Below are 13,142 nucleotides of genomic sequence, written 5' to 3' on the forward strand. Positions count from 1 at the left end.
GGGCTCACCTCTTCCCATCCCGAACAGAGAAGTTAAGCCCGCCTGCGCAGATGGTACTGCAGTTATGTGGGAGAGTATGTCGTCGCCTTTCTTTTGAAAAACCCTATCCAATCCGGATAGGGTTTTTTGTTTTGTACCCTTTTTGCTTTTATTTTTGTTTAGGTTGTTTTTCAATTCCTTTTATTGTTTTAAATTAAATTTAATAATAAAGTTATAGCAATAATGGATTTGTTTATTAAGTCATAAGAAGCTTATGAAATTAGAATTTAGCAAAACTGAATTTGATAAAACTATGCAACGGGATAGAATTTTAAATTTCGCTTAATTTCAAATGTGGAATTATTTTCTATTTTACTAATTTTAATTAATTCTTAATTGACTATTTTATGACTGAGTATAGTGCTAATCCTAAAGTTGATTTTTATTTCGAAAAAGCTGAAAAATGGAAAGAAGAATTGGAGTTGTTGCGAAGTATTGCTTTAGACTGCCATCTAGTGGAAGAATTAAAGTGGGGAAGTCCATGTTATACTTTTGAGAAGGCGAATATTGTTTTGATTCATGCATTTAAAGAATATTGTGGTTTTTTGTTTTTTAAAGGAGCTTTAATGAAGGACGAAGATAATATCTTAATTCAGCAGACGGAAAATGTTCAGGCAGCGCGTCAGTTTCGTTTTAGTAATGTTGATGATATCTTAAATGTAAAAGATTCTTTAAAAAAATATATTTATGAAGCAGCTGAAATTGAAAAAGCAGGTTTAAAAGTAGAATTGAAAAAAGTTTCTGAATTTGAAATCGCAGAGGAGTTTCAAATTAGACTGAATGAAAATCTCGATTTGAAAAAAGCTTTTTATGATTTAACACCTGGAAGACAGAGAGCTTATCTGCTTCATTTTTCTCAACCAAAACAATCTAAAACAAGAGAAGCAAGAGTTGAAAAAAATATTCCGCGAATTTTAATTGGTAAAGGTTTAAACGATTAAATTAAACTAAAGTATAAAAGAAAACTCCTTTCATAAAAAAGGAGTTTTTCTGTTTTTACTATCTAAGAAATTGGATCTTCGATTACGTTTCTTTTTTTAATTGAAATCAGCGATTGCAATAGAATAGAGGTCATGATTAAACTTATTCCGATATAGAATGAAAAATTAATCGATTTTCCTTCGTCAAAAAATAGAAAAGCTAATATGATTGCGTAAATAGGTTCTAAATTGAATGTTAAGTTTACAGTAAATGCAGGGATTTTTTTGAGCGATTCGGCAAACATAACATACAAAGCTACTGTACAGCATGAGGCTAGAACAAACAAATAAAAAGTATCTTTTAAACTTGGAATAAAAGATTCTTCAGGGAAATAATAAAAATAAACAGGTAAAGTCAATCCCAAAACAATAGTTCCGCCTAACATCTGATAGAAGTTAATCAATTTGCTGTCGTAGAACTGAACCAATCTTTCATTATAAATAGTGTACAAAGCAGCAAATGCTGAAGAAATTACTCCAAGCGTGATTCCGAGTTGATAAGATGAATCAAAATGAAAAATCAAACTAATTCCTAAAAGGGTGAATAAACTAAGGAATCCCTGAACTAAATTAAATTTCTTTTTATTTATAATAGGCTCAAAGATTGCCGTAAAAAAACTTGTCAGACAATAGCAGACTACACCAATCGAAATGTTAGAATATTTGATACTGGCATAGAAAAAGATCCAGTGAATGGTGATGAGTATTCCAGCTTTAGAAATTTTTGCTATTTCTGCGAAAGACTGAAGTCCTTTAAGTTTGTATGATTTTAGAATAAGAAATAAGATTATTGAAGCAAATAAGACTCGGTACCAAACCAATGTCAGTTCGTTAAGAGCAATAAGTTTTCCGAAAATGCCAGTAAAGCCAGCTAGTAACACTGCGGTGTGCAGTATCAGATATGATTTTTTCATAAGATTGTCTATCCCTTTTGAGGATTTATTTTTGAATATTAATAATTTTTATTTGAGATAATGACACAGCATAATAGACTGAGATATTCAGTCTAGTGTCAATACTAAAGAAGTATTATTAATTTTCTGGTGGTGAAAGACAACCCGCTACGTGCATATTTGTTTATGTATTTGAACAAACTTAGGAAAAAGAGGTTGAATGAAAAAGTTTAAAAAGTTATATAAATGTGAAAATTCTAACAGATAAGGACAATTCAAAATCTAAAATGCTCTATATCTCATTTTGATTTGAATATTAATTTGTAGAACTTGCGACGGCTTCAAATTATTAACTTAAAACCAAACCGCATTCAATTTAATGGAAACAAATAAATTGCCTGAGTCAGTTCTGCAGACCAAACAACATTTTCAAATTTTAGATGGACTTCGAGGTGTTGCAGCTTTTGCCGTTGTTGTTTTTCATTTTATGGAATGGATTTTTACAGATCCGAGTAAAAATTTTATCGGTCACGGTTTTTTAGCAGTTGATTTTTTCTTTTGTCTTTCGGGTTTTGTAATTGGATACGCTTATGATGACCGAATTGCTGAAATGGGAATTTGGAATTTTTTTGTAGCAAGAATTATTCGTCTGCATCCTTTAGTTATCGCAGGATCTATTCTAGGATTATTGGCTTTTTTATTTGATCCATTTGGAGGACATATTGAGTTATATAGCGCTGGTAAAATCTTTTTAACTTTTATATGTTCTTTGTTTTTAATACCATTTCCTGTAATTGCAGACCGAGGTTTTAATTTGTTTAGTTTTAATGCGCCGGCATGGTCGCTGTTTTGGGAATATATTGCTAATATAGTTTATGCTGTCGTGCTTTATAGAATTGGAAAAAGCTTTTTGTTTATTTTGACAATTATCGCAGCTTTGGCAATTTGTTTTGTGGCATACAATTCTGGAAATTTATTAGGAGGTTGGAGCGGACCGACTTTTTGGGATGGCTGTGCGAGAATATCTTATTCTTTTTTAGCGGGATTATTGATCTACCGTTTTAATTTAATTATAAAAAACAAATTAGGGTTTATTAGCTTAAGCGGATTATTGTTATTGGCTTTTATAATGCCTTTTTCAGAATGGAATTGGCTGACAGAACCTTTAGTAGTTTTGTTTTATTTTCCAGCATTGATTTCACTGGGAGCAGGAGCAGTCTTAAAACCTGAATTAGAAAAAATGTGCGTGTTTTCAGGAAACATCTCCTATCCTTTGTATATGACACATTATGCCGTTTTATGGATGTTTGGAAATTATTATACTAATTATAAACCTGATGCGAATAAATTAGCCTTTATTGTGCCCATTGCTGTTGTTTTATTAATTGGATTCGCATACTTGGCAATGAAAGTCTACGATATTCCTCTTAGGAATTATTTAAACATTAAACGAAAAGAAAAACTTTCTAAACAAAAAAAACTCCATTAGTATAAAATAGAGTTTATTTATTAAGGATGGTTTCTGTCGAATTACTAATTTCCTCCAAATTATTTTGTTTGTTATTAGTCATTAAAATAATTGTCAAATCAAGTTTACTGATAAGCAATGCTTGGTAATTAAAAGCAGCGCCATCGTGAATGTGCTTAATCACTTTTCCGTTTTCGATCGTTCCGCCACCAAGACCTGTTTGATTGTCTTTAGAAAAAGGTTCAAAAAGTTCTTGTGTCGATTGTTGATTAATAATCTTAAACGAATTAATAGCTTCAGACCATTTGTAAAAATCCTTTAGATTTAAAGCCGTCCAGCCCGAAATATTGTATTTCAGAATATCTGGTTTTCCTTCTTTGTTAAATGACTTTGCAAAAAGAGGTTCTTTGTCATCAGGATCTACAACAGCATTTTTAATTCCGATTGGTTTTAAGATTTTCTGTATTACGAATGAATTGAAACTCATATTTGTAATTTTTTCAATAATACGTCTTTGCAAAAAGACATTATTATTGTTGTAATCGTATTGCGTTCCTGGTTCAAATTCTAGAGATGAAGTTTTTTGCAGAAAAGCCATATTGTCTGAATCCTGATTGACTTCATTCCATTTTATTTGAGGAAGTCCGCTTGTATATTGAAGCAAATGGATAATCTTAATTTTATTTCCCCACGACGGAAGTTCAGGAAGAAATTTAGAAATCGGATCGTCTAATTTTAATTTTCCCTGTTCTTTTAGCATCATAATTCCAACAGCATTAAATTCTTTGGCGATTGAACCGATATGAAAGCGATATTTTGTGTTTAATGGAATAGTATTACTTGCATCGGCTTGACCAAAAGCTTTTTCATAAAGAATCTTTCCTTTTTTGGCAACTAAGACATTTCCGTTAAAAGTTTTGGATTGAAGTGCATTTTGAAATAAAGCATCGAGTTTAGTCTCTGTCTGATTTGTTTGAGCGTAAAAGTAATTACATGTTGTAAATGCAATAGTAAAAACTAGAATTTTGATTTTTTTGATGATGATGTTCATTTTGAGAATTAGGAAAAGGTATTTAATTGTAAAGGATTTAACGAATATATCTAATTTATTGTAATAATCTAGATGTTTCAAGAAAGTGTTTTTTTAGAATTTCGGTAAGTAAGAAATTTTTAGTGATTTGTAAGGTTTTTTACTTATGTTAGCAAATCAATAAATTTAGAAATCTAGTGATTAATTTATGCCGAAATGTTAGTTAATAAAGACAGATTTAAAGTAGACGATACATTGTCCGAATATCCGAAAGAAGTAAAGTTTAAATATAACTGGAGAAAATACCAGCAAAGAGTACTAGATAATTTAGAAAACCATTTAAAAGATGGTCATTTGCATATTATAGCTCCTCCAGGTTCTGGTAAAACTGTTCTAGGGCTTGAAGTTGCTGTTCGGTTAAATAAGCCGACTTTAATTCTTACACCAACAATTGCAATTCGCAATCAATGGATTCAACGATTTTGCGAGCTATTTCTTCAAACGGACCAGATTCCTGATTGGATTTCTAAAGACATTCGGAAACCGAAATTTATGACCGTAGTGACTTATCAAGGACTTCACGCGGCTTGCAATGATTTGAAAATAGAAGAGGAAGATCTTGAAGAGGAAGATGAAGTTGAAGAAAGTGCAAAAAGTAAACATACAAATGCAAATCTCGAGAAAATTGTAAGTGGTTTAAATGCCCAAAAGATTAAGACAATCGTAGTCGATGAGGCACATCATTTAAAAAATGAGTGGTGGCAGACATTAACTAAAGTAAAAGAGAAAATTAACCCAGTAATTGTTGGTTTAACTGCAACTCCTCCTTATGATGTTTCGCCTATTGAGTGGCAAAGATATATTGAACTTAATGGACTTGTAGATATGGAAATTTCGGTTCCAGAATTGGTAATCGAAGGAGATCTGTGTCCGCACCAAGATTATGTGTATTTTACAATGCCAACAGAAAAAGAGCATCAGGATATCACTAATTTTAGAGATAATATAGAGATGCTTTTTCAGGAAATTAAAAATGATGAAACTGTCATTCAGGCAATTGAAACACATCCCATTTGGAAAAATCCTGAAGAACAGCTGGATTGGATTTATAGCAACTTTTCTTATTATTCTTCCAGTCTAATATTTTTAAAAGCAAATCATAGAGAAATTCCCGAAACTCATCTGGAAGTTATTGGAGATAAAAAAATAATAATCCCTGTTTTGGATTACGAATGGACAGAGAAACTTTTAGAGTTTTATCTTTTTAGCGGAAATGAACATTTTAAAGAATATGAAGAACATCGGAAAACTCTCGAGAACCGATTAAGAAGATACGGCGCAATAGAAAGAAAGCAAATAGATTTTTTGTACAGTAAAAAAGTTACAGGCTTTTTAGCATCAAGCATTAGTAAGTTAAACGGTATTAAAGAAATTGTTGATTTTGAATATAATCAGTTAGGGAAAGATTTAAGAATGGTTATTCTTTCTGACTTTATTAGAAAAGAATACTTTGTTAGTTCATCCGAAAACAATTTAGAATTAAATAGATTAGGAGTCATTCCAATTTTTGAAAAATTAAGAAGAGAAAATACCGCGAATAAAAAAATTGGCGTTTTAACGGGATCATTAATCATTATTCCGAATAGTGCTTATAATGATTTTGAAACAAGGGCAGCAAAATGTGGCATCACTAAAATAAATTCTAGTATTGTTCCTTTTGATTCAGATTATGTTTTAATAAATCAGACAGAACAGCTTACTCATAATATAGTTCATATTGTAACTCAAATTTTTCAAAGTGGAGGAATAGAAGTTTTGATAGGGACAAAATCTTTACTTGGAGAAGGATGGGACGCTCCGGCAATAAACTCTTTAATATTAGCGAGTTTTGTAGGTTCTTTCGTTTTGTCAAATCAAATGCGTGGCAGAGCCATTAGAACTCAAAACGGAAACTCAAATAAAACAGGAAATATTTGGCATTTAGTTACTATTGATGAAACTTCACCAACTGGAGGTGATGATTTTGATTTGCTAAAAAGACGTTTTAAAAGTTTTGTCGGAGTTTCATTTCATGAGCAACCTGGAATTGAAAACGGCATTGGACGATTAAATTTAGGTGAAAATATCCGAGAAAAAGAAGAAGCTGAAAAAAAGAATATCGAAATGTTCAAGTATGCTGGCGATCGAGAAAACTTGAAAGAATTATGGGAAAAAGCACTTGAAACAGGAGTGACTCTTGTAGAAGAACTTAAAATTCCGTTTCGTGAGGAAAAAGAGTATAAAGCTCTTAAATCAATGTATTTAAACAAGACGCTTGCTAATCTTTTGGCAACTTTAGGTTCTGGTTTGGCTAGTTTTGGATTAGAAATGATACAAGAATTTTTAAAAGTGGCTAGAAGAATTAGAAGTATGCGAGATTTGTATTTCTTTCTTACTTTTTTCGGAATAGTTGGCGTGTTGTTTTTTGGAAGACAGACATTAAAAGCATTACGATTATATTTTAAATATCGCGACATTTCCAAAGATATCAAAAAAATAGGAGAAGCGCTTTTAGACTCCCTAATTAAGGCTCGAATTATTCAGACTAATTATTCCGCTTTAGAAGTGATAACTTCGGTAGATGATTGGGGAGGAGTATATTGTCATTTGGAAGGCGGAACTACTTTTGAGAAGTCAACATTCATAAACTCTCTAAAAGAAATTATAGGTAATGTTGAAAATCCTCGTTATATAATAGTGAGAAAAAACAGATTTATGTTTTTCAAAGAGCAAAGAGACTATCATTCTGTTCCAGAAGTTATAGGAAGGAATAAAAAACTGGCAGAACATTTCAAAACTCAATGGAAAGCATTTGTTGACAATTGTGATTTGATTTTTACCCGTACAATTGAAGGAAGAAAGTTGCTTTTACAATCCAGAATAAAATCTTTAGCTGCACAATTTGATGAAAAAGCGCAAAGAATAAACAAATGGAAATAGTAAAACTCTATTTTAGTGTAAATATTTACCTAAATTCAGCCTCTATCTTCTACTATTGAAATTGTTCACGTCATTTTTCTTGTTTTTTGAAAGCTTGATAAGTAAAAAGAATTTGTATATTTGCAACTACAAAGTATAAACTATGCTCTATGCTTTTATGTTTTGACTAAAAAAAGAAAGAATTATGCTTATAAACGAATTATCAAAAAAAACGGGACTGTCAATTCATACTATTAGATATTATGAAAATTTAGGCATGATTAAGGGGCTGGCAGATGAGAAGGTAAAATCTAATAACTACAAACATTATAATAATAATACGATTGAACGCTTAGAAATTATTATAGAAGCAAGAGAAGTTGGATTTACTTTAGCAGAAATAAAAAAAATATTAACTAGTTGGTTCGAAACTACCGAATCGAAGCCAGAAACATTGGAGCTCTTTCATGCGAAAATAAAAGAGATTGATGATAAAATGAGGTATTTTAAACAGACCAAAAGACTTCTAGAAAAAGTATGTGAGAAAATACAAAATAATGAGTGATCGTTAAAGTGTAAAATTTATAGAACTCCCTAAGAAATTAAGGAGTTTTTTTGTGCTTTTTATTGGGTTGTTTTAAGAAAATAATAGAAGGTTGTACAAATAGTCTTATATTCGCTTTTGAATAAAAGTTGAATGTTGAAGAAAAAAATTAACTCATTGAAATAATAATTTACTAAAATAAATAACGAATAATAACTAGGAACTACAAGACTAAATCATGCAAGAAGAAATATCGAAACATTCAAAAAAAATTTATAAAACGGTGAAAAATTCAGAACACACATTGGGAGAGAAAGTAAAAGAAATCATCATAGAAATATTCATAATCGTTTTTGCTGTTACGCTTTCAATATGGCTACACAGTTGGAGTGAGCATAGACACCAACAAGAAGAAGTAGCTGTGTTTCTTGGTAATTTAAAGAATGATTTAAAGAATGATATAGAAAGTATCGACAGAGAAGTAAAAGCATACCAAAAGACAAACGCAGACTATGAAAAAATTTTGGCATTAACGCCTTCCCAACTGGACAGTATTTATAATTCTAAAAGCAAAGTTAATTTCCCAATTTATTCACATGGACAAACATTGACAATAGGAAATTATGAAGGTTTTAAGTCAAGTGGTAAACTCGGTTATATTGAAGATGAAAAATTAAAACAGAAAATCTTAAACTATTACCAAATATATGTACCGGCTGCCAACGAAGTTGATAAAATGTACACAGAGTTTTTGTTTAAATGTTTTGATAAAGAAATAGAAAATGCAGATAAGCCAGAAAAAGAATTATATTCAGATCCAAAATATAAAAAGACACTCGCGTATCTTGTTAAATTAGGTAAGAATAACATAAGAGTTTATGATGAAAATACAAAACCGCTCGCAGTTGAACTTATTAAAGAAATTGAAAAAGAGCTGAATAAATAAAAAGAAAAAATCCATTAGAAATAATGGATTTTTTTGTGTTTTTAAACTGCAAGTTGATTGTTATTCAGTTAAATCTGAAAACGTTTTTCCTATTATGTTGCGGCAATAATTTTCAATTTCGAATGCATAAAGAATATCTCCAATATTTATTTTAGTATTCGACAATACTTTTCTGTGATTTCGTGTAATATAGACTCCAGTTTTTAATTTGAATATTATATTGCCACTATTTTTATTCCCAAAAACTTCAATTTCATTGGTGAATTCTTTCCAAGGGTAAGTTTGTATTTTGCCCCAACGATGACAGATTAATCTGTTTTCAGTACCAATAAAATAACCGCCAGATTTGAACAGTCCAAAAACGCCAAGTAAAAAGCAGATAATTCCAGGAGATAAAAACAAACTAAAATATAAAAGATCTGGAATTTCTTTAGCTGAAATTGTATAGTCGCCAGAGAAAAAATTCCAATCGAAAGTTGAAAATATCAAGGATATTACTAAAATCCAAAAGAGCCCAAAATAAATTACATGCAGACAGTTTCTTATTGGTTGGTCTTTTTTTGCTTTTACGAGAAAAACAATTTTTTCTGCTCCAATTGCTTCTTTTAATATGTCTGGAATTGCGATATTTTCTATCATATTTTTGGTTTTTACATTATACGCATTAAAGGATCTTTTAATTTAGTCTAATGTCCAAATCTTTTAAAATAGTTGTTAATACAGGGTTTTACCATTCTCTAGGCGCAATTATTTCTTCTGTATCAGCATCAAATCCGTAAGATTTTGCAATAACGTCAAAATCTTGTCCAATTGATTCTCTTGCAGCTGTTTCAATTTCACTATTATTCTCAAAAAAGACATCTTGCAATTCGTTTATTTTTATTGTTGCAGAATGTGTTAATGCATAGAGTTCTTCGAGATTTTTTGGAGATGTTTTCTCGATTTCAAAACATAAATCTATAAGTATTGTCTTTACTTTGTCAACGAGAAATTTCGGAAAGTATGAATCTGAATACATATCTTTTAAAAAGATATACTCTTTTATTTTCTCATTTTTTAAATCTTTCTGATTTATTATTTTGTTTTGATTTTTTGATTGCTGACCATTGCAAGAAATTAAAATAAGGGAAATTATTGCTGTTAGGTAAGCTTTTATTTTCATAAGTTCTTTATTGTATTAGCAAAAGTATTTTTCGAAAAACAAACATAAAAAAAACTCCTTAATTTCTTAAGGAGTTTTTCGGTGGGCGATGAGGGGTTCGAACCCCCGACCCCCTCGGTGTAAACGAGGTGCTCTGAACCAGCTGAGCTAATCGCCCTATTTTACTAGGTTGCTATCGTTTGTGATTGCGAGTGCAAATATACGCTAGTTTTTGAGTTCTGCAAAGAAATTCGAATAAAAAATAAAACTTTTTTAAAAATAATTTATATCTCCTTGTTTATGAATTTGTTATTAAAATGATTTTTTTGAAGTTTTTTCTAGATCAAAAATATATTTTAACTCAAAGGCAATTCGGCAACCACAAAAGTGCTTCCGCCAACGTAAATAAAATCATTTTCTGAGGCATTTTTCTTTGCTTCCGCGAAAGCGATTGCAACAGAATCGTATTTTTCTCCAATCAAACCAAAATTTTGAGACGCCTTTTGTAGCGTTTCGGCAGGCAAAGCTCGCGAAGAATCGGGATGACAGAAATAATATTGAGCCTCTTTTGGAAACAAAGGCAAAATCGAATCCAAATCTTTATCATTTACAACACCCAAAACAATATGCAGTTTTTCGTATTTCTCATGTTGAAGCTGATTCATCACAACCGATAATCCGTGTTTATTATGCGCTGTGTCGCAAATTATTTTTGGGTTTTCTCCCAATTGCTGCCATCTTCCTTGTAAACCAGTGTTTTTTACAACATGTAGTAAACCTTCTTTTAATTGTTCAGCAGAAACTTTAAAATCGGTTTCGTTATTCAAAATCGAAATCGTCTGCTGAACCGTTTTTTTATTGTGAAACTGGTAATCTCCAATTAAATCCGACAAATAAATCTGATCAATTAAATCGGAAGCCAAATAAATCGGTGCGTTGCTTTCTTCGGCTTTAGCCAAAAATACAGGTTTGGTTTCAGATGTATATTCGCCAATTACGACAGGAACATTTGGTTTAATAATTCCCGCTTTTTCGCCAGCAATCGCTTCCAGAGTATTTCCTAAAAACTGCGTATGATCTAAACCAATATTGGTAATTACCGAAACCAAAGGCGTGATAATATTGGTCGCATCTAATCTTCCTCCCAAACCAACTTCGATAATTGCAATATCTGTTTTTTCAGAAGCGAAATAATCAAAAGCCAGTCCAACCGTCATTTCAAAGAAACTCATGTCGTTAGCTTCAAAAAAAGATTTATGTTTGGCAATGAATTCGATAACAAACTCTTCCGAAATTTCCTGACCGTTGATTTTAATTCGTTCTCTAAAATCTTTCAGGTGAGGAGAAGTATACAATCCGACTTTGTAACCTGCTTCCTGTAAAACAGAAGATAACATATGAGAAGTAGAGCCTTTTCCGTTGGTACCCGCCACATGAATGCATCTCAATTGCTTTTGAGGATTGCCAAGATGCTCTGCTAACAATTTAATGTTCGTCAAATCTTCTTTATAAGCGGAAGCTCCCTGTAATTGGTACATTGGAAGCTGATTAAACATCCAATTGGTAGTCTCTTGATAGTTCATTTATTTTGGATAAAATGGTTGTCGATTGAAATAAATTTCGATTTTTGTAGTTTAATATAACAGCGAAAATTATCTTTATTGCAAATTTCAAATATTTTTTAGAATTAATTATCAAAAACCAGAATTAATATATGTTTAGTTTCATCCAATTACAAACAGATACAATCGCAAATGCTTCAAATGTAGTGATCGAAAAGATTGCACCAGAACAAGAAATTACAATGTTTGGGTTTATAATGAAAGGAGGAGTTTTCTTAATTCCGATTGCGATTTTATTGTTTTATACTATTTATGTGATCTTTGAACGTTATATGTACATTAGCCGTGCATCAAAAATTGACAATCGTTTAATGCAGGATGTAGGAGATAAATTAAATTCTGGAAATATTGAATTAGCAAGAACAATTGTAGAAAGAAGTGATACAGCTGCAGCTAATATTCTAAAAGAAGGAGTTCTAGTAATCGGAAGACCAATCGCAGAAATCGAATCGAATATGGATCGCGCCGCTGACATTGAAATTGGAGAAATGGAAAGACGTTTAGGTCACCTTGGACTTATCGCAGGTATCGCGCCAACTCTTGGTTTCATCGGAACAATTTCCGGAGTAATTAAAATTTTCTACAGTATTTCGGTTACAGAAAATATTAGTATCGGGAACATTTCAGGAGGTTTATATGAGAAAATGATCAGTTCTGGTTCAGGATTAATCGTGGGAATTATTGCGTATTCTGCTTACCACTTATTGAACGGAAAAATTGATAATTTCGCCCTAAAAATTCAAAAACAGATTTTAGAATTTGTAAACATAATTCAAAGAGCATAAGGTATGTCTATTAAAAGAAAAAGAAGATTTCACGCCGAAGTAGCGACTTCATCTTTGAGCGACATTATGTTCTTCTTGCTGTTGTTTTTCTTAATTATTTCAACACTAGCAAACCCGAACGTAATCAAGATGACGCTTCCAAAAGCAAAATCAAACGAAAAAACAAACAAACAATTAATCAGTTTGTCGGTTACAGAAGACAAGCAATTTTATATCGACAAACAACAAGTTCCATTTGAAGAACTGGAAGCTAGTTTAATGTCTAAAATTGGCACAGATAAAGAACAAACCGTTGTAGTTCGAATTCCATTTAATCTACAAGTTCAGGATTTAGTAGATGTTTTACAGATAGGAGTAAGGAACAATCTGAAGTTTGTAATAGCTACAAGTCCTAAATAGATTTAATATAGGGGCGTGACCATCCCGAGATAAGAAGGCAAATATACTTTGTCTAAATACGCCTTCTTATCTCGGGACGGTCGGGCTATCCGCGCTACTTCGGTAGCTTGCTCCTATCCCTCACGCGGAAAAAAGAGTATAGATTAAAAGAAAAGTAACCATAAAGTATGTCATTTCGACGAAGGAGAAATCTTCGCGAGAAGCTCCATGCTGAATGTCGGCAATCTTTGCAGAGTTACTTACGAAGATTTCTCCTTCGTCGAAATGACAAACTAAGAGAGAAAATAAAAAAGGCTTTCAGATTTTCTGAAAGCCTTTTTCTATAATAGCAGATTTA

General features: G+C 31.6%; 12 protein-coding genes, 1 tRNA gene and 1 rRNA gene. 8 read left to right on the plus strand and 6 right to left on the minus strand.

What is annotated here, in order from left to right; genetic code table 11:
• Together rrf and HNP35_RS17260 are read left to right on the plus strand one after the other, a co-directional pair.
• Nucleotides 1-91: ribosomal RNA gene (gene rrf, locus HNP35_RS17255) — 5S ribosomal RNA — on the plus strand; the annotation flags it as partial.
• 295 nt (nucleotides 92-386) lie between these two features.
• Nucleotides 387-980, plus strand: a complete 594-nt coding sequence (locus tag HNP35_RS17260; RefSeq protein ID WP_184165772.1) for a YdeI/OmpD-associated family protein — start codon at nucleotides 387-389, stop codon at nucleotides 978-980.
• A 62-nt stretch (nucleotides 981-1,042) separates the two neighbouring features.
• Here HNP35_RS17260 and HNP35_RS17265 read toward each other — a convergent pair whose 3' ends face one another.
• Entirely contained in the window at nucleotides 1,043-1,933 is an 891-nt protein-coding gene (locus HNP35_RS17265; protein ID WP_184165769.1) for a DMT family transporter, read from the minus strand.
• A gap of 358 nt (nucleotides 1,934-2,291) precedes the next feature.
• On the opposite strand from HNP35_RS17265, the gene HNP35_RS17270 reads away from it, so the two are divergent.
• The gene (locus HNP35_RS17270) at nucleotides 2,292-3,401 is read left to right on the plus strand and encodes an acyltransferase family protein (protein WP_184165766.1); all 1,110 of its coding nucleotides are present in this window, start codon (nucleotides 2,292-2,294) and stop codon (nucleotides 3,399-3,401) included.
• Nucleotides 3,402-3,414: 13 nt separating this feature from the next.
• Here HNP35_RS17270 and HNP35_RS17275 read toward each other — a convergent pair whose 3' ends face one another.
• Nucleotides 3,415-4,431, minus strand: a complete 1,017-nt coding sequence (locus HNP35_RS17275) for a serine hydrolase domain-containing protein (RefSeq protein WP_184165762.1) — start codon at nucleotides 4,429-4,431, stop codon at nucleotides 3,415-3,417.
• Between the two features lie 195 nt (nucleotides 4,432-4,626).
• Here HNP35_RS17275 and HNP35_RS17280 point away from each other — a divergent pair, with 195 nt between their 5' ends.
• The 3 genes from HNP35_RS17280 to HNP35_RS17290 all read left to right on the plus strand — a co-directional run bounded on the left by HNP35_RS17280 (nucleotide 4,627) and on the right by HNP35_RS17290 (nucleotide 8,858).
• Nucleotides 4,627-7,389, plus strand: a complete 2,763-nt coding sequence (locus HNP35_RS17280) for a DEAD/DEAH box helicase family protein (RefSeq protein WP_221433474.1) — start codon at nucleotides 4,627-4,629, stop codon at nucleotides 7,387-7,389.
• A gap of 184 nt (nucleotides 7,390-7,573) precedes the next feature.
• Nucleotides 7,574-7,933 (plus strand): MerR family transcriptional regulator, encoded by a 360-nt coding sequence (locus HNP35_RS17285; protein WP_184165759.1) that lies wholly within the window; start codon nucleotides 7,574-7,576, stop codon nucleotides 7,931-7,933.
• Nucleotides 7,934-8,150: 217 nt separating this feature from the next.
• Entirely contained in the window at nucleotides 8,151-8,858 is a 708-nt protein-coding gene (locus tag HNP35_RS17290; RefSeq protein ID WP_184165756.1) for a DUF6090 family protein, read from the plus strand.
• A 60-nt stretch (nucleotides 8,859-8,918) separates the two neighbouring features.
• Here the strand turns inward: HNP35_RS17290 and HNP35_RS17295 are convergent, their stop codons facing one another.
• The 4 genes from HNP35_RS17295 to HNP35_RS17310 form a co-directional block, all read right to left on the minus strand.
• Nucleotides 8,919-9,497, minus strand: a complete 579-nt coding sequence (locus HNP35_RS17295; protein WP_184165753.1) for a hypothetical protein — start codon at nucleotides 9,495-9,497, stop codon at nucleotides 8,919-8,921.
• Nucleotides 9,498-9,585: 88 nt separating this feature from the next.
• The gene (locus tag HNP35_RS17300) at nucleotides 9,586-10,020 is read right to left on the minus strand and encodes a DUF5713 family protein (protein WP_221433473.1); all 435 of its coding nucleotides are present in this window, start codon (nucleotides 10,018-10,020) and stop codon (nucleotides 9,586-9,588) included.
• Nucleotides 10,021-10,102: 82 nt separating this feature from the next.
• Nucleotides 10,103-10,177 (minus strand) — tRNA-Val (locus tag HNP35_RS17305).
• A 178-nt stretch (nucleotides 10,178-10,355) separates the two neighbouring features.
• Nucleotides 10,356-11,582, minus strand: a complete 1,227-nt coding sequence (locus tag HNP35_RS17310; RefSeq protein ID WP_184165750.1) for a bifunctional folylpolyglutamate synthase/dihydrofolate synthase — start codon at nucleotides 11,580-11,582, stop codon at nucleotides 10,356-10,358.
• 131 nt (nucleotides 11,583-11,713) lie between these two features.
• Here HNP35_RS17310 and HNP35_RS17315 point away from each other — a divergent pair, with 131 nt between their 5' ends.
• Both HNP35_RS17315 and HNP35_RS17320 read left to right on the plus strand, forming a co-directional pair.
• Nucleotides 11,714-12,406 (plus strand): MotA/TolQ/ExbB proton channel family protein, encoded by a 693-nt coding sequence (locus tag HNP35_RS17315; protein WP_184165747.1) that lies wholly within the window; start codon nucleotides 11,714-11,716, stop codon nucleotides 12,404-12,406.
• Between the two features lie 3 nt (nucleotides 12,407-12,409).
• Nucleotides 12,410-12,805, plus strand: coding sequence for an ExbD/TolR family protein (locus HNP35_RS17320; protein WP_184165744.1), 396 nt, complete (start codon nucleotides 12,410-12,412; stop codon nucleotides 12,803-12,805).
• Nucleotides 12,806-13,142: the final 337 nt, after the last annotated feature.

This window comes from Flavobacterium notoginsengisoli, assembly GCF_014207905.1.
GTDB classification, from domain to species: domain Bacteria; phylum Bacteroidota; class Bacteroidia; order Flavobacteriales; family Flavobacteriaceae; genus Flavobacterium; species Flavobacterium notoginsengisoli_A.